We start from the raw sequence: 16,051 nt of genomic DNA, 5'->3' as shown, positions 1-16,051 counted from the left end.
TAGCAAATTTAGCCTGCAGACAGCTTAATACTGGCTATCGGCTGGGCAAGTTTGGTACAATAAGGACATTATGAATAACTACGACCCAGTAAAAAATGAAGCCAAGTGGAGCAAAATTTGGCAAGAAACTGATATAAATAAGACCTCTAAAGATCCAAAAAATAAATTATACAATTTGGTGATGTTTGCATATCCATCGGGTAATCTGCACATTGGGCACTGGTACAATTTTGCCCCAGCCGATACGCTGGCCAGGTATTCTAGAATGCATGGCCAGAATGTCTTAGAACCTTTTGGCTTTGATTCGTTTGGTCTGCCAGCAGAAAACGCAGCCATTCAAAGAGGACTGATGGCTGATGAGTGGACCAATCAAAATATTTCTGACATGACTGCGCAAATAAATAAGATTGGTGCTATGTATGACTGGAGTAAGACTTTTCAGACCAGCGACCCCAGCTACTACAAATGGACGCAATGGATGTTTCTTAAGATGTTTCATGAAGGCAAAGCTTATCAAAAAGAGGCTTTGGTTAATTGGGATCCAGTCGATAAGACAGTTCTTGCAAATGAGCAGGTGGTCAATGGCTTCGCCGATCGTAGTGGCGCAAAAGTCGAACGAAAGCTTTTGAAGCAATGGTTTCTTAAGATTACAGATTATGCAGACGCTCTTATTGACGACCTTGATAAGATTGACTGGCCTGAACGCATAAAAGACATGCAGCGCAACTGGATAGGTCGTAGCGTTGGTGCGCATATCGAGTTTCCAATCGATAACTCAACTCAAAAATTAGATGTCTATACTACCAGAGCCGATACTATTTTCGGAGTTACATTTATGGTCGTTGCCCCCGAACATCCGCTTATTGAAACTATAACAACAAATAGCCAGTCTGATGCAGTAAAAAAATACATATCTGATGTAGGTGCTAAGACCAATATAGATCGCATGGAAACTAAAGAAAAAACGGGAGTTTTTACTGGCGCTTTTGCTGTTAACCCTGCGACTAATCAAAATATACCAATCTGGATAAGCGAATATATTCTAATGGATTATGGAACTGGTGCAATAATGGCGGTGCCAGCTCACGATGAGCGTGATTTTGAATTTGCTAGTAAGTTTGGCCTAGATATTACGCAAGTGTTAAGCGATGAAAGCTCAGAGGGCAGTAACCATGAGGCAGATACCAAGCTAATAAACTCTGGCGAATTTAGCGGCCTAGATAGCACTAGCGCAAAAGCCAAGATTATCAAATGGCTCGAAAAAACCGAGATTGGTAAAAGCCAAACTCAATTTAGATTGCGTGATTGGCTGATATCCAGGCAACGATATTGGGGCACACCAATCCCAATAATCCACTGTGAAAAATGTGGCGTGGTGGCTGTACCAGAAGCCGACCTGCCAGTCGAGCTACCCCTGAACCAAAAATTCGGCGAAGATGGCCGTAGCCCGCTTTTAGACAATAAAGACTTCCTTGATGTTAAGTGTCCTCAATGTAGCGGTGAGGCCAAGCGGGAAACCGATACTATGGATACTTTTGTGGATAGCAGCTGGTATTTCTTACGTTATCCCAACCCAAACTATCAAGCTGGCCCATTTGACCCAGTGGCAGTCAAACAATGGCTACCAGTGGATAACTACATTGGTGGCGCTGAACATGCCGTACTGCATTTAATGTACGCTCGCTTCGTTACTAAGTTCTTACATTCGCAGGGCTATATTGATTTTGATGAGCCCTTCATGAAGCTTATTAATCAAGGGATGATAAACGGGCCCGATGGCAAGAAGATGAGTAAATCAAAGAACAATGTCATTAACCCCGACGACTATGTCGACAAATACGGTGCTGATTCTGTCAGGATGTACCTGATGTTCATGGGCCCGTACGAAGATGGTGGACCCTGGGATCCGAAGCGCTTCGAGGGTACCTATAGATTCATTAATAAAATATGGGAACTTATCACGACAGAGTATAAAGAGGCTAGTCTTGACTCAATAGTTGAAGCCGAGCTAGTTTCAAAGCTTCATAGGCTTATAAAAAAAGTCACTGAAGACGTTCAAAAAATCAGATTTAATACAGCCATTGCTGCAATGATGGAGTTTGTTAATTTTGCCGGGACCCTAAAACATAAGGGCCAAATATCTAAAGAGCAGTGGAACGTAATAACCTCAACATTCACCAAGCTGCTGGCACCATTTGCACCATATTTATCTGAAGAGCTATGGGAATTATTAAATAATGAGCAAAGTGTTCATCTCCAGGCCTGGCCAAAGTATGATCCTAACCTTTGCAAAGACGATGTCTTGACTATAGTAATCCAGATTAATGGAAAACTTCGAGATCAATTTATAGTAAACATTGAAAATGCCCACAGCCCAGTCGAGCTTGAGCGAATGGCTCGTGATAAACTTGCCGATAAAATGAGTGGTATGGATATCGTCAAGGTCATTTCCGTACCAGGTAAGCTTGTTAATTTTGTAGTCCGCTAGCCTTGCCAAAACTGCTAAAATTTGCTATAGTTGATTTCGAAGATATGCCTAGTGCAATCTAGATTGGCAAAGTATAAAGCACTCGCTAATCTAATCAATCTCGATATTTCGATAATGCACTTCGCAAAAGCTCTTTGCTTATATATCTTCTCTAACTAAAAGGAGAGAACAATGGCAGTACCTAAGAAACGCCGAACATCATCTACTCGTGGGCAGAGACGCAATCACGATAGCCTAGTCGCAGTAAATTTGGTTGTAGAAAAGACCAGTGGGCAGGCCGTACCTAGGCGGCTGCATAAAGCAGCTAGCCTTGGATTAGCACGATCAAGAAAGGTCTAGCTAAATGGCCTCCAATCGACATCTTTGTAGGATCATCGCCCTTCAAAGTATTTACGAATGTGACTTTCGTGATAGCTTGGGTATAGATGGCCTAAGTACTGATACGGACGAAGTATTGAGGCGCAATATTGAGGTCTATCGAGATGCAGTAGACGAATCAGAGTTTATAATCGATCTAGTCAAGGGAACCTTCAAGAATCTAGATCTACTCGATAAAATGATCATACCAGCTGCCCCAGAGTGGCCAATTGATCAGATCGCCAAGATTGACAAGTCAATTCTAAGAATGAGCCTCTACGAACTGCTAATTAAAAAGGATGTACCGCCAAAGGTAGTTATAAATGAGGCAGTTGAGCTAGCCAAAGAATTTGGTGGCGACAACTCCAGTAAATTTATTAATGGAGTATTGGGAACAATATTCAGACAAAGCGAGCTATATGACCCCAGAGAAGACAAACGAATCGGTCAAGTCGATGCCAGCCAAAATGACTCATCGAAATCGACCAAAAAATAAAGAGCATTCCAAAGACCTACGCTCTAAGGCCGTACGAGAGTACACTGCCGGAGGAGTTATATTTCGAATTAAAAATGGATCCCTGGAGTTTTTATTGCTTCAGGATGTTAAAGGTCGCTGGAGTATACCTAAGGGGCATGTAGAGAGTGGCGAGACACTCGAGCAGACTGCCATCAGAGAGGTTGCAGAGGAAACGGGGCTCGTGGGTATTAAGATAATTGATAAGCTAGATAAAATACACTTTTTCTATCGTATGGAGGGTAAACTGATATTCATGACGACTTATGTTTTTTTGATGGAATCGACAGACCTGAATGAAACCTTACTGCCTGAAAAGTCAGAAGGCATAGTAGATGTTAGCTGGTTTGACGAGCAAGCTGCATTTAAGGCTATCGAATACAAGGCAACCAAAGTATTATTAGAGGAGGGCGCAAAACGCGTAAGAAAAGCATATGGTATTCAATAAAGAACAAGTCGAAGCAATAATCAAGGTTAAGTTTAAGAGCGATGATCTAATCAAAACTGCTTTTACCCACCGCAGTTATGTGAATGAGCACCGCTCTACAGTAAAGCATCACAACGAGAGGCTGGAATTTTTGGGTGATGCAGTTTTAGAGCTAGTAGTGACAGATTTCTTGTTTTTAAAGTTTTTGGATAAACCCGAGGGAGAACTGACAAGCTGGCGAGCAGCTTTAGTTAAGACCGAGAGCCTGGCTGATCTGGCCGAAACATTAGATATAGGTAAATTTTTACTGATGAGCCGGGGAGAAGCTAAGAGCGGTGGTAGAACCAGGATGGCCCTACTGGCTAACTTGGTCGAAGCAATAATAGGTGCTATATATTTAGACCAGGGTTACGACGAAGCAGCCAAATTCATCGATGTAAATATCAATTCTAAGCTTGATGGTATCTTGGCTTCGGGAGCCCATATTGATGCCAAGAGTCATTTCCAGGAAATCTCTCAGGAGCGAGAAGGTACTACGCCTCACTATGAAGTAGTGTCGGAGTCAGGGCCGGACCACGACAAGATATTCGAGATGGCAGTCTATTTGAAGGATAAAATATGGGGCACAGGTAAAGGCAATAGTAAGCAAACTGCTCAGCAATCTGCAGCTCAAGATGCTTTAGAGAAGTATGAGGTCAAAAAGTCGGCTTGAGTAACTCACAGGACTGTGATTAAATAGCCATGAGCTTTATTCCCTACAACCCTACAACGAGGTGAGAAATGAAACCAGAGGTAATTATAATTTCGGGGACATTTGCCCCGCCATTTGGAATCAAACACTACCCCTATGCAAAGCTTATAGAGCTATTTGAAAAGATTGGTCTCAGCGTACATCTTGAAAGCATACCTCTATTGGGCATCGGCAGAATTGATAGTTCTCTAAGCCAGCTCACGGAGCGTTACTTTTATCATGGAAAAGAGACAGAATATATATTAGTTGGGCACTCTCAGGGAGGGCTGCTGGCGCTAGCATTGGCTAATCACTTCCCTGACCGAGTTATTTCGGTCGAGGTGTTTGGATCGCCATTTTATGGCACCAGGCTTGCCCCAACATGGTTCCCGTTCCCATCTATAAAAGCGATGAATCATCGAAGTCGCTGGTTAAGCGAGCTTAGGAAAAATAAAAATTTAGACCCTAGCAAGGTGCATTCATATTTTTCGGCTCTCGATGCTCTAGTCGTGCCCTGGTTTGCCTCCATGGTAGACGGTGGCAATAATTATTTAGTAGTACCTACGCATTTAGAAAATTTTGCTCTTTTCACCGCTAAAATGGCAATAGGAGACAAGATTAGCAGAATAAATATCATCTATGCCACGGTGGGACATGTTTCTTTGGTCAATAGTCCCGCGGTAATCCATAGCGTATCAGTCCGCCACAAGCAGACCGTAAGGTAAATCACTTAGTAGTCCTATCGTTCTTAGGCCCCCTTCGAAGTAAGGGGGCCTAAATTAGCTAGAATAGCCTAAAACAGTCTATAATTAGAGCCATGAAGATAGCAATACTAGGATACGGCAAAGAAGGCCAGTCGGCATTTAGGCATTGGAGCAAGTCCAGCAACGAAATAACTATCCATGACAACGATCTTAATAAGAATATACCCAAGGGAGTAGCATCTGTGCTTGGGCCCGATGCTCTTATGGGGCTGGACAATTATGGTTACCAATTGCTAGTTCGGAGCCCAGGCCTAAGGATCCAGACCAGCTCTATTAAGACTCCTATAACTACCCCCACTAACGAGTTCTTGCAAAGCTGCAAGGCTCCCATCATCGGCGTGACTGGCTCTAAGGGCAAGGGCACCACGGCCACCTTAGTATATAAGATTCTAAGACAAGCTGGCATAACTGCCCATTTACTAGGTAACATCGGAACTCCCGCACTAGATGAACTCCAGAATATCAAATCTAGCGATGTAGTCATTTACGAGATGTCTAGTTTTCAGCTTTATGATGTCGATTCAAGCCCGCAAGTGGCTGTCTGTCTTATGGTGACCCAAGACCACCTAGATTGGCATGATGACCTAGCCGAGTACCAGAACTCCAAGGGTAATATTTTTAAGTTTCAAAAGCCTGATAATGTAGCGATTTATTATGCAGATAATAAGGTCTCTCAGCAGCTAGCTCAATTATCAGCAGCAGAAACAAAATATTCTTATGGCTCAACAGCCGATGTCTGTGTTAAGGATGGCGCTATCGTGGCCTTTGGTCAAAAAATAGTTAATGTGTCGGATATTGCCTTGCCTGGAGTCCATAATCTGCAGAACATGTGCGCCGCAATTGCAGCATGCTGGGTTTATACCCAAGATATCAAAGCTATCCGCCAGGTCCTCTCCACATTTACTGGGCTACCTTACCATATAGAGCTTGTTGCAGAGAGGAATGGAATAAAGTATTATAACGATTCATTCTCCGCCAACCCTACCTCCACTATAGCTGCCATCAAATGCTTCACGCAGCCACAAGTCCTGTTCCTAGGCGGTTATGATAAAAAAACGCAATTTGACGATCTGGCCGAAGAGGTTAGTAAACAAGATTTTAGGGCAATTATTACATATGGTCAGACAGGTAAAAATATTGCCAAGGATCTATCAAAAAAGAATGTTAAAAATGTCAATTATATGTCCGGCAATAACTTTGAGCAGATTATAGCTGCTGGCCTACTCAAAGCCCAGCGAGGTGATGTCGTGGTATTTAGCCCAGGCTGTTCTAGCTTTGATATGTTCAGCGATTATATTCAGAGAGGACTGGCATTTAATAAAATAGTAGAAGGGACTGGCTAGAAATGAAAAAGTATCAGGCATTTATATTTGAAGATTACATTTTTGATTCAACTACTAACAAGGCAGTCTTCAGTTACAGTTTAGATGGGGAACTGTTCTTCACTGAAACAATTGCATGGCAAGTCGAGGCAACGGATTATAGCCCCCAGAGTCTCGATAGCGCACTCTTCTCGCTCTGGATTATGGCGGGCATTAGTTACTATAAGGCCTATCTGCCAAAGAAAATAGTTATTAGTAAGGGGAGTCTTAGCAAACAGCAAAAGCTCTTTTTCGATAAAATATACATTAATGGCTTAGCCCAGTTCTTCTACACGAACTCACTCGACTGGAAGGGGCAAATTGATTTCCCGCTTTCTGAAGCTGCCAAAAATACCCCGATCAAGTCAAATGGCGTAGGTGCTTTAGTGGCACTTGGCGGAGGTAAAGATTCGATAGTGGCCGCTGAACTACTAAAAGAAGTAGGGATAGATTTTAGTTGTTGGGTGGTAAACCACGGCGCCAGATTCGGCGCGATCGCCGATGTGCTAGGAGCTGACTTAGTAGGCGTATCACGAACTATCGACCCCAACCTAGTTCGTTTAAATGAGTTAGATGCCTATAATGGCCATGTCCCAATCACTGCAATAGTCGGCTTTATCGGTGTGGTTCTAGCCATTCTATCCGGCAAAAAAAGCCTCATCTGGGCCATTGAATCTTCTACCGACGAGCCAAATTTGATATGGCGTGGGCTCCCCATCAACCACCAGTACTCTAAAACATCGATGTTTGAAAAGGATATGGCCGAGTATATTAAATCCAATATTGCTCAAGACATTGAGTATTATTCTGTGCTTAGGCCATTTAGCGAATTGAGAATAGCTAAAATATTTTGCGAGAACTATCTTGATAAGTATAAAGCTATTTTTTCAAGCTGTAATGCCAACTTCACCGTCGGGAATGCTAGCAAGCTTGGTTGGTGCGGAAAGTGCCCCAAGTGTGCATTTGTCTTTACAGTATTCTCACCATTTACTAGTAAGATCCAGCTCATGGAGCTCTTTGGAGGTAAAAATCTTTTTGCAGACCCCGAGCTAAAAGGCACTTTCGAGCAGCTCCTGGGCATCGACGGTCATAAGCCTCTAGAGTGTGTGGGAGAAATTGCCGAAACGCGTACCGCTATAGCAATGTCCAAAAAATTAGGTAGCTATCCAGAGCTATCTAGCCTAAAGTTCGATGAACCCAATTATGATTATATGTCCTGGCGAGATAGTTTTATGCCTAAAAAACTCCAGGAAGCAATTAGGCAATACCTGGAGCCATCTTAATATTCTATTAGCTTATTGCTTAAGGGTAGTAATCACAAGTACAATAGAGTGATGAAGTCAGGAGTAGTTTCTTTAGTTAGTATCGAGCTCGCTGGGTTTAAGTCTTTTGCAAAACGCACTAAGATTAACTTCGGGGACGGGTTGGTGGCAATAGTTGGCCCCAACGGATCAGGAAAGAGCAATATCGCCGACGCGATAAGGTGGGTTTTTGGCGAACAAAAGAACAAGTCGCTTAGGACCGATAAGTCGGAAGACTTGATCTATCATGGAGGAGATAGTAAATCTCGTGCGAGTATGGCAGAGGTTATAATAACCCTCGATAATAAATCTGGCAGTATCCCGCTGGACTTTACCGAAATAGAGATAACTCGTAGGCTCTATCGAAGTGGTGAAAGTAACTACCTTCTTAATTCCAAACGGGTTAGCCTCAGCTACATACAAGAACTATTAGCCTCAAGTGGCTTCGGGGTGGGGAGCTACACGGTAATAGGCCAAGGCATGATAGATCGGTTAATACTATCAAGCGGCCAGGAAAGGAAGCAATTATTCGATGAGGCGAGCGGAATTAAGCAGTATGAGATTAAGCTCGGACAGGCACGCAAGCGAATCGAGACCACAAAGCAGAATCTTACCCAGGTGCAGGATCTGCTCTCAGAGCTGAGGCCTCAGCAGGAAATACTGAGCAGCCAAGCCGCCATGTTTGACAGGCGTAAAAAACTTCTCGCCGAAACGCTATCTAGTAAGTTGGCCTATATCAGCCAAACTAGTCTCAGTATTGGTAAATTAGTAACTTCGACCAACACTAAGCTAGCAAGCCGTAAGGCCATGCTTAAAGTTTTATTCTCAGAGATAGCAAAGCTAGATAAGCAACATAGCCAGAACCAGATTGTAAAATCTCGGCAGGCTGCGCTAAAGATTACAGAAAAACTCACATCTTTGGAGTCTGAAAGAGATGCTTCAGATGATATTATTTCTGAGCTTAAATTAGAAATTCAAGAGGTGAACAGCCAAATAAACACACAAAACCCGCTTATAGATCAGATAAAGACAGAAATAGATAATCTTGTGGCCAGCTCCGAAAGCCACCTCAAGACACATAGCATTTTAAAACTTAAAGCACGTAAGAATGAGAAACAGATCAGTGCCTTAGATGGCAAGATTAAGTATCAAACCAAGGTGCTAGACGAAACAAGACTACAACTCTCTAAATCTCAAAAAACAGAGTATCTGAGGCATAGTCTAGGCCTAATTGACATACTACAAGACAGCATGCAGAGGGGAAAGTCCTACACTGATTTGGCGATGGTATTCTACAAGCTACGCAGAATGATAAAGCATTCCATACAAGATGACCCCGCTGAATTAGCAATGAAGGTCGGGCGCGTCCAGAACTCGATTTCGGGCCTCTTGGGTGATCGCGAGGTTATTAGTGAGTCCCAGATTAAAGAAATTATTATACTTAGGGCAAGCGAGATGGACTTTGCCAACACTACATCTAGAATTAAAGACCTGACTTTACAGCTCAGGGGATTGGAGAAGGACAATAAACCCCAAGGCCTAGAAAAAAAGCACACTAAGATATTATTAGAATTGGCTAGGCTAGAGGCGAAGAGAGATACTCTTATTGCTCAGCTAGGCGCTCTTCGTAAAGAATTGATTGAATTGGCCAGCAACGATAATGAAGAGTCGAACAACACCTACTACCTCAGGCATGAAGAGATGTCTAATAACCGTGTACGCTTAGAAGCCGAGATAGATGTCGTCAAGGCAGAGTTAGTTTCAGCAAATGAGTCCAAGGAGTCCATAAAAGCACTTTATAGACAATGGTTTAGGTCTGGCTCTAAGGGCATCAAGGCCTCGGAGGATAAAATTGACATGTCGACTATTGAGAAGCTAGAGGCAGAGGCTGGGGTTCTAAATGAAATAAGTCCGGGTGTCTTGAGGGAGGCTAGCAAAGCGACCCAGAGACTGGAGTTTCTGGAGTCTCAGCAAGAAGACCTTCTAGGGGCTATAGGTGACCTCGATAAGGCATCTACTCAGATTACTGCTAAGATGCAAAAAGTATTCGAGAAGAGCTTCGAAAAAATTAACATTAGTTTTGGCAAGAACTTTGTGAAGCTTTTTGGTGGCGGCCAAGCACGGCTAGAGCTTAAAGAGCAAGAGTTTGGCTATGGTGTCGAGATAATCGTCCAGCTCCCTAATAAAAAAGCCCAGAATCTATCATCTTTGTCCGGAGGAGAGAAGGCGCTGGCATCTGTTGCTCTGTTGGCCGGGATACTTATAGCTAATCCATCCCCATTTATTGTGCTCGACGAAGTAGATGCAGCCCTAGACGAGTTAAATACCAAGAAATTTGCAGAACTTCTGGCCAGTATTTCGAATAAATCTCAAGTCCTGGTAGTTACTCATAATCACGACACGATGTCGGCAGCCAGCGAGCTTCTTGGGGTAACTACAAAGGGCGATAATGATTCCCAGGTAGTAAGAGTCAAGCTGGATTCACTGCCAGTCGGATCAATTATTAACTAGCAAGGGCAGTAATTTTTGCCAATTCAGCTTCGGAAGGGAACGATAATATTGACAAAAACCCCATTTTACAGGTAGAATAGATCGTATTCGTTTTTCAAAAACTAAGTATAAGAAAAGGAAAAGATGGTAGTTATTCGATTAGCTCGTGGCGGGCGAGTAAAACAGGCAATATATCGTATAGTAGCAGCCGACAAGCGTCGGGCCGCGACTGGCAAGTTTTTGGATATATTGGGCACCTATAACCCCCACACTAAAGAAACCAAAATTAATAAAGAGTTAACCCAGAAGTATCTAATTAATGGTGCTCAGCCATCCGATAGAGTCTTGCGTATACTCCAAACCCAAGATGTAATCACACCTGATTGGGCTAAAACACATGACCGGTTCAAAAAATCAAAGCAAGAGGCTGAAGATCCTAAGTCAGCCGCAGCCCCAACCGATGGTGTTGAGATACCAGCACAGGCAGAGCCCGAAGCAGCTGATGCAAATATAGCTGAAGACAAATCAGAAGCCAAAATTCAATCGGTAGATGCACCTGAAACAGCTGCAACAGAAGCAAAGGTGGCCACAGACCAAAAAGAGGCCACTGAAAAGGTCGCCCAAGCCGCAGAGAAAGCCCAAGATATCCAGCAAGCCAAGCCTGAGTAGTGGCCAGAACTAGAAAAATACAACCTTATTGTTTACAATGAGGTTGTATTTTAATATTAAGGAGAATTAAGTATGGCTCAATCAGATCAGGAATTTCTAGAGTATATAGTAGGTACAATCGTAGACAAGCCAGAATCAGTAGAAATAACAAGAACAGTTGATGAGCGGGGGGTACTTTTGGAGCTCACTGTAGACCCAGATGATATGGGCAAGATAATAGGTAAAGCAGGTGCTACGGCTAAGGCCATTAGGACTCTCCTAAGAGTGCTGGGTGCCAAGCAGGATGCTCGATATAACCTTAAGATTTCGGAGCCAGATGGCCAGGAGGCCGGCTCCCAGAGTGATACCATTGAGCCGCAAGGCAATCAACAGCCTAATTCGGAACTCAGCAGTACCGAGGATATCAAAGCTAAAGCCAGGGAGGGCTTAGAGGAACTTGATATAGAGCTTTAGCCTTGAACAGTTATGCTTAGTTGCTTTATAATATAGGTTGCATGAAAATATCAATTATCACTCTATTTCCAGAGATGTTTAGCCCCATTCTCGGCTCAAGCATGATGTGGAAGGCTCAAAAAGAAAAGCTCGTAAAGTTTAGCATAGTTGATCTACGGAGCTTTGGCCTAGGTAAACGGCGCCAAGTCGATGACACTCCGTATGGGGGAGGTGCGGGGATGGTCTTAAAGCCAGAGCCAATATATGAAGCAGTTGAGTCTATCAAAAAGAAGCTGCCGCTTGCTAAAGTAATACTCATGACGCCTCGCGGCAAACAATTCACCCAGTCTACAGCTAGAAAAATTAGCCGACTAAAAGAAGTAATAATAATATGCGGCCATTATGAAGGTTTTGATGAACGAATAATGAAATTAGTTGATTTAGAGATATCTGTCGGTGATTTTATTTTGACAGGGGGAGAGCTACCCGCAATGACCGCTATTGACGCTTGCGTAAGACTAGTGCCAGGGGTGCTAGGTGATTCACAGAGCCAGCACGATGAGTCCTTTAGCCAAGGCCTTCTTGAGTACCCTCAATACACTCGACCAGAAGAATACAAAGGCATGAAAGTGCCAAAAGTGCTTCTACTGGGGAATCATTCCAAAACTTTAGTGTGGCGTAAGGCTGAGTCTGTGAAGAAGACCCAAAAGAATCGCCCCGATCTACTTAGCTTTTAAAATACCGCCCTCATTACATAGGCAGGCTAGGCTAATATGATAATAAAAAGCCAGTTAGGCAGTAAAAGTATTTAGCTTATATTTGAAAAAATGGGTAGGTTATTTTCTGGATGACTTGTTTTCAATATCAGAAAGTTCTTGCTGGTGCTTGGCCATCCTGAGATTTATATAGCTTATGAGCGCGCTTACAGCAGCAGCGAATAGTAAGTACATGACAATCGCGAAGAGCGCAGTTGTAGAAAAGTACCCAGTCTCGCCTATGGGATGAGGTGGGAATATGCCCCTGAAAGGTTGTGCAAAGTCATAGGCCACTTGATACACCAGCTTAACGAAAGGGGTATCTTGGTTGGCACTAAATAAGAGCAAGAAAAAGCTCAGGCCTAGGCTAACAACGGCGGCAATTGTGAAGCCGTAGACTACATATGTAATTCCTCGTACTATTTTTATTACTGTCATCTGCGAATCAGATTGATTATTCATGTGCTTCTCCAATGTTTAATTTACGGCTTTATTATAACAAATAAATATTAACTTTTTAGGTCGGAATTTTAATAGCTGGTATTGGTTGGGTGTGCCGACTTAGATCAGCCGGCACACAAAGCCTTCTAGAATATATTATGGGTTTAGCTTAGTAGGATTTTGTAGCGCCGTCTGCTATTGCTTTTTCGGCATTATCTTTAGACATCATCGCACAAACAGTTGTTCCACATTTTTCGTGCTTGCCTTTGGCCATATATCCACCTTTACTAGTTTGGTGAATCTCTGGGGCTGATAATTCAACTCCTTTTTCTTTGCATTTAACACAGTATCCTGTAATCATTTCTGTTTACTCCTTCTTAATTATTTAATAAACTGAATTATAGCACTTTTTAAGATATTCACTAGCTAAAAGTTAAAATTAGAGTAAGCAGCTTATATTTGGCAAATAAATATTGCTGTATAGCAATTAAGTCTTACTCTCTTAATACCCATTAGTCTGAGCGTACCGTGAGCTCATGAATTCGGCAATTTAATAAGTAATTCCAAGCTGCACGGAGGTCGCGTATACGCCCCACACAGAGTAAGGGATACCTACAGAACATTGCCCGTATTGTAAAGTAGTGTTAATGTTTAAGCATAGCAATATTTAAAAAGGAGAATTTAAAATATGGACAAATCAAACAAACAAATGAGTGGATGGGTAGGCTGGGCGGCTTTTGCAGGTGTACTAATGATTCTACAGGGTTTTTTCGCTAGCATCGTTGGCTTTATAGCTTTGTTTCAGCCAGAAGTATATGTGGTTGGCGCAAACAACATCTTGGCTATAGACTTAAATGCCTGGGGCTGGTACCACTTAGCAGTAGGTGTACTAATACTACTAGCTGGCCTTTCAGTGCTAAAAGGCAACATTTACGGCCGAATTGTTGGTATCGTACTTGCTGTAGTATACGCATGTGCTAACTTAGTATTTATACCTTACCAACCAATTTGGTCGGTTATACTTATAGTCGTCTCAGTTTGCATCATATATGCACTACTTGTTCACGGTGGCGACATCAAAGAATCTTAAGCAAGCATACTTAAGCTTAAGTTCGAATAAACACCCTTGCAGCTGCAAGGGTGTTTATTATTTTGAAGTAATTAGTGTCGGCATTTCAGCTGAGCATGATCCAAATTATAATGTAGATTAAATTCTAGAACTCATGAGAGATTAAGAACTCTAGAATTTTTTTAGCATTGAACCAAGCCCTCGAAGGAAATAAGAATACTAAAACCGTTCTACTAAAGTTTTTGTGGGCCTTGACGTTTTATTAAGCATAATAGATAATTACTGCTATGAATAAACTGATCAAAAGAATAATCTTAGGTATTCTTTCGATAACGATCCTCGCCGCAGCTTTCATTTCATTCTTATATATTGAATCCCTGCCTACAAGTATATCTAACGCTGAAGATGTTATAAATACTTATCTTCCCAGCCCTCAAAATGTAAGAAGCTATCAAGGTGGATCTTCTCTGCTTTTTCAGGAAGGGTGTCTTGACATTAAAGGTAGAAGTATTACCGATAAAGGCTCAACAGAATCAGTATATTCGACAATAATAGATCAACTCCGTAAAGATGGATGGCAAGTGACCAATGAAGCAACGCCAAATGGTGGACAGCGCGCCAATATATCAAAGCAATATATCAATATCTTTCAGCCTGATATATACGGCATGCTTGAAGCCCCAGATGATAGTACTAGTGCTGAATATATCGAACTCAGTATAGTACTCAATTCAGAGCGGTGTTCGAACTAAACTTTGATATAGCTTCCTCCATCTTCGCGACATGAGGTCAGCTACGATACTATTTATGAGTATTGCAAAGCCCGAGACCTTAACAATAGCTGAGCCTCAGTATGTTAAATATCAAAATCATAAGCTATGTGATAAGTTTGATTTAACTTATCACACCGTAATGTGAGTACCTGAATTAGGCATTTAAATAAGTAATTCCAAGCTGCACAGAGCTCGCATATACGCCCCACAAAAGATAAGGGATGTTTACATATACGACCCATTTGAGTTCGGGAGCTTTACGCCAAACTGCAAATAGTGCCCATATGAGTGTGACTACAACGAGCAATATGTCGATAGATGCCAGAAAATTATTAGCCAAATCGAATTGTATGTATGGAAAGGCAAAGTTGAAAATAATATTAAGAGCAAAAGGCAAAGCAACTACCCGCGGAATTTGCTTTTTATATGCACTATAAAAAACCGCGCTAAAGGAAACTGCAATAATCACATACAAAAACGACCATACAAGGCCAATTACCCACGACGGTGGCGACCACGGTGGTTTTATGTATTGTGAGTAGATTGTTCTTCCGTCCATAAGTTCAGGCAATTCTATGTAGCATAATTATTTATTTAATCACTTAATTGTATCAAAAAAAGACCCATTCGAGTCTTTTTGAGTATAAGCATGTTGGCTGGCCTTGTGGTCCAAATCAAACTAGCTCTTGGTTGCGCTAACAATGTAGAACAATGGTAGCAATGCGTTCTTGGTCTTTAGCTTTGTGTAGCTAAGAGACTCGGCCTCGCTCAGCGACGTAAGGTCTGCCTCTCGTACTTCTGGTTCAAATGATTTTTCAAGAGTAAACCCTGCGTGTTCGACTGCCTCTTTGATTTCTGCTTGACCCTCGAGATTGTAGTAGGTTATCTCGACGCCTCCTGGCAATGTATCCTGGTGCTCCGAGACCCGCACCCCACGCAAGTTAGTGTACGATTCTCCTGTTGCTGGCTTTTTACCCCAATAAGCAGGGTTGTGTGTAGAGAAGATAAGATGACCGTTCTGTTTTAGAACTCTAAATATCCCTGTGAGTAGCTTGTCCCAATCATTGGCGTAATGAAGGGCCAAGCTAGAATATACATAGTCAAAGCGTTCGCTTGCAAATGCGAGATCCATCATGTCCATTTTGTGGAGCTCAATATCGGGGAACTTAGACGCAGTAATCTTGAGTAGTTCCTCTGAGATATCAATTGCAACAACTTCTCTTGGGCTTCGATTGATAAGCTCACTCAGCTCCTCACCTGTGCCCACGCCTATACATAGGACGGATTTAGCTTGCAGCGATTCTGGCAGAAGGCTAGTCATGGCTGGCTTCTCAAGGTATTTGTGCCCAAAGTTTGTCGCCATTGCATTGTGCCAGTCGTTAGCATGCAGGTCATAAGATTTTTCGTTATTCTTTGTTATGGGACTGGTCATGCACATATTGTATCAAAAAAGGACCCTTTCGGGTCCCTCGGTGTCCAT

At 42.4% G+C, this 16,051-nt stretch carries 18 protein-coding genes; 14 read left to right on the top strand and 4 right to left on the bottom strand.

Annotated elements, in window-relative coordinates:
• Positions 1-70: 70 nt before the first annotated feature.
• The 12 genes from leuS (at position 71) to trmD (ending at position 12,270) form a co-directional block, all read left to right on the top strand.
• On the top strand, positions 71-2,488 hold the full coding sequence (gene leuS / locus NT111_02720; protein MCX6804902.1) for a leucine--tRNA ligase: 2,418 nt from the start codon (positions 71-73) through the stop codon (positions 2,486-2,488).
• Positions 2,489-2,659: 171 nt separating this feature from the next.
• The gene (rpmF, locus tag NT111_02715) at positions 2,660-2,827 is read left to right on the top strand and encodes a 50S ribosomal protein L32 (protein ID MCX6804901.1); all 168 of its coding nucleotides are present in this window, start codon (positions 2,660-2,662) and stop codon (positions 2,825-2,827) included.
• Between the two features lie 4 nt (positions 2,828-2,831).
• Entirely contained in the window at positions 2,832-3,341 is a 510-nt protein-coding gene (gene nusB, locus NT111_02710) for a transcription antitermination factor NusB (GenBank protein MCX6804900.1), read from the top strand.
• Complete coding sequence (locus NT111_02705; protein ID MCX6804899.1) at positions 3,265-3,807, top strand: NUDIX domain-containing protein; 543 nt, start codon at positions 3,265-3,267, stop codon at positions 3,805-3,807. Before nusB ends, NT111_02705 begins: the two co-directional genes overlap by 77 nt.
• Positions 3,794-4,498, top strand: a complete 705-nt coding sequence (rnc, locus tag NT111_02700) for a ribonuclease III (protein MCX6804898.1) — start codon at positions 3,794-3,796, stop codon at positions 4,496-4,498. Before NT111_02705 ends, rnc begins: the two co-directional genes overlap by 14 nt.
• A 68-nt stretch (positions 4,499-4,566) precedes the next feature.
• Positions 4,567-5,241: an alpha/beta fold hydrolase gene (locus NT111_02695; GenBank protein ID MCX6804897.1), complete on the top strand. Its 675-nt coding sequence runs from the start codon at positions 4,567-4,569 to the stop codon at positions 5,239-5,241.
• Positions 5,242-5,333: 92 nt separating this feature from the next.
• Positions 5,334-6,623 (top strand): UDP-N-acetylmuramoyl-L-alanine--D-glutamate ligase, encoded by a 1,290-nt coding sequence (murD, locus tag NT111_02690; GenBank protein MCX6804896.1) that lies wholly within the window; start codon positions 5,334-5,336, stop codon positions 6,621-6,623.
• A gap of 2 nt (positions 6,624-6,625) precedes the next feature.
• Positions 6,626-7,924, top strand: coding sequence for an endonuclease domain-containing protein (locus tag NT111_02685; GenBank protein MCX6804895.1), 1,299 nt, complete (start codon positions 6,626-6,628; stop codon positions 7,922-7,924).
• 51 nt (positions 7,925-7,975) lie between these two features.
• Positions 7,976-10,453 (top strand): AAA family ATPase, encoded by a 2,478-nt coding sequence (locus NT111_02680; GenBank protein MCX6804894.1) that lies wholly within the window; start codon positions 7,976-7,978, stop codon positions 10,451-10,453.
• A 123-nt stretch (positions 10,454-10,576) separates the two neighbouring features.
• Positions 10,577-11,101 (top strand): 30S ribosomal protein S16, encoded by a 525-nt coding sequence (rpsP, locus tag NT111_02675; protein MCX6804893.1) that lies wholly within the window; start codon positions 10,577-10,579, stop codon positions 11,099-11,101.
• Between the two features lie 72 nt (positions 11,102-11,173).
• Positions 11,174-11,554 carry a KH domain-containing protein gene (locus NT111_02670; GenBank protein ID MCX6804892.1) on the top strand — a complete coding sequence of 127 codons (381 nt, stop codon included), beginning with the start codon at positions 11,174-11,176 and terminating at the stop codon, positions 11,552-11,554.
• A gap of 41 nt (positions 11,555-11,595) precedes the next feature.
• Positions 11,596-12,270 carry a tRNA (guanosine(37)-N1)-methyltransferase TrmD gene (gene trmD, locus NT111_02665; GenBank protein MCX6804891.1) on the top strand — a complete coding sequence of 225 codons (675 nt, stop codon included), beginning with the start codon at positions 11,596-11,598 and terminating at the stop codon, positions 12,268-12,270.
• Positions 12,271-12,369: 99 nt separating this feature from the next.
• Here the strand turns inward: trmD and NT111_02660 are convergent, their stop codons facing one another.
• Both NT111_02660 and NT111_02655 read right to left on the bottom strand, forming a co-directional pair.
• Complete coding sequence (locus tag NT111_02660) at positions 12,370-12,750, bottom strand: hypothetical protein (protein ID MCX6804890.1); 381 nt, start codon at positions 12,748-12,750, stop codon at positions 12,370-12,372.
• 148 nt (positions 12,751-12,898) lie between these two features.
• Positions 12,899-13,090: a DUF5679 domain-containing protein gene (locus NT111_02655; protein MCX6804889.1), complete on the bottom strand. Its 192-nt coding sequence runs from the start codon at positions 13,088-13,090 to the stop codon at positions 12,899-12,901.
• A 327-nt stretch (positions 13,091-13,417) separates the two neighbouring features.
• Between NT111_02655 and NT111_02650 the strand changes: the two genes are divergently transcribed.
• Both NT111_02650 and NT111_02645 read left to right on the top strand, forming a co-directional pair.
• Positions 13,418-13,819, top strand: a complete 402-nt coding sequence (locus NT111_02650; GenBank protein MCX6804888.1) for a hypothetical protein — start codon at positions 13,418-13,420, stop codon at positions 13,817-13,819.
• A 266-nt stretch (positions 13,820-14,085) separates the two neighbouring features.
• A complete protein-coding gene (locus NT111_02645; protein MCX6804887.1) occupies positions 14,086-14,550 on the top strand; it encodes a hypothetical protein in 465 nt (154 codons plus the stop codon).
• Between the two features lie 175 nt (positions 14,551-14,725).
• Here the strand turns inward: NT111_02645 and NT111_02640 are convergent, their stop codons facing one another.
• On the bottom strand, positions 14,726-15,130 hold the full coding sequence (locus NT111_02640) for a tryptophan-rich sensory protein (GenBank protein ID MCX6804886.1): 405 nt from the start codon (positions 15,128-15,130) through the stop codon (positions 14,726-14,728).
• Between the two features lie 120 nt (positions 15,131-15,250).
• A complete protein-coding gene (locus tag NT111_02635; protein ID MCX6804885.1) occupies positions 15,251-16,003 on the bottom strand; it encodes a methyltransferase domain-containing protein in 753 nt (250 codons plus the stop codon).
• Between the last annotated feature and the right edge of the window lie 48 nt (positions 16,004-16,051).

The sequence above is a fragment of the Patescibacteria group bacterium genome, assembly GCA_026397045.1.
Lineage (GTDB): Bacteria > Patescibacteriota > Saccharimonadia > CAILAD01 > BJGX01 > JAPLVO01.
The sequence above is the reverse complement of the archived record's forward strand: the minus strand, read 5'-3'. Positions and strand labels throughout refer to the sequence as shown.

Excerpts from the sequence above, each read along its gene's own strand:
- leuS (MCX6804902.1), top strand. The coding sequence starts at position 71 with ATGAATAACTACGACCCAGTAAAAAATGAAGCCAAGTGGAGCAAAATT.
- rpmF (MCX6804901.1), top strand. The coding sequence starts at position 2,660 with ATGGCAGTACCTAAGAAACGCCGAACATCATCTACTCGTGGGCAGAGA.
- nusB (MCX6804900.1), top strand. The coding sequence starts at position 2,832 with ATGGCCTCCAATCGACATCTTTGTAGGATCATCGCCCTTCAAAGTATT.
- NT111_02705 (MCX6804899.1), top strand. The coding sequence starts at position 3,265 with ATGACCCCAGAGAAGACAAACGAATCGGTCAAGTCGATGCCAGCCAAA.
- rnc (MCX6804898.1), top strand. The coding sequence starts at position 3,794 with ATGGTATTCAATAAAGAACAAGTCGAAGCAATAATCAAGGTTAAGTTT.
- NT111_02695 (MCX6804897.1), top strand. The coding sequence starts at position 4,567 with ATGAAACCAGAGGTAATTATAATTTCGGGGACATTTGCCCCGCCATTT.
- murD (MCX6804896.1), top strand. The coding sequence starts at position 5,334 with ATGAAGATAGCAATACTAGGATACGGCAAAGAAGGCCAGTCGGCATTT.
- NT111_02685 (MCX6804895.1), top strand. The coding sequence starts at position 6,626 with ATGAAAAAGTATCAGGCATTTATATTTGAAGATTACATTTTTGATTCA.
- NT111_02680 (MCX6804894.1), top strand. The coding sequence starts at position 7,976 with ATGAAGTCAGGAGTAGTTTCTTTAGTTAGTATCGAGCTCGCTGGGTTT.
- rpsP (MCX6804893.1), top strand. The coding sequence starts at position 10,577 with ATGGTAGTTATTCGATTAGCTCGTGGCGGGCGAGTAAAACAGGCAATA.
- NT111_02670 (MCX6804892.1), top strand. The coding sequence starts at position 11,174 with ATGGCTCAATCAGATCAGGAATTTCTAGAGTATATAGTAGGTACAATC.
- trmD (MCX6804891.1), top strand. The coding sequence starts at position 11,596 with ATGAAAATATCAATTATCACTCTATTTCCAGAGATGTTTAGCCCCATT.
- NT111_02660 (MCX6804890.1), bottom strand. The coding sequence starts at position 12,750 with ATGAATAATCAATCTGATTCGCAGATGACAGTAATAAAAATAGTACGA.
- NT111_02655 (MCX6804889.1), bottom strand. The coding sequence starts at position 13,090 with ATGATTACAGGATACTGTGTTAAATGCAAAGAAAAAGGAGTTGAATTA.
- NT111_02650 (MCX6804888.1), top strand. The coding sequence starts at position 13,418 with ATGGACAAATCAAACAAACAAATGAGTGGATGGGTAGGCTGGGCGGCT.
- NT111_02645 (MCX6804887.1), top strand. The coding sequence starts at position 14,086 with ATGAATAAACTGATCAAAAGAATAATCTTAGGTATTCTTTCGATAACG.
- NT111_02640 (MCX6804886.1), bottom strand. The coding sequence starts at position 15,130 with ATGGACGGAAGAACAATCTACTCACAATACATAAAACCACCGTGGTCG.
- NT111_02635 (MCX6804885.1), bottom strand. The coding sequence starts at position 16,003 with ATGACCAGTCCCATAACAAAGAATAACGAAAAATCTTATGACCTGCAT.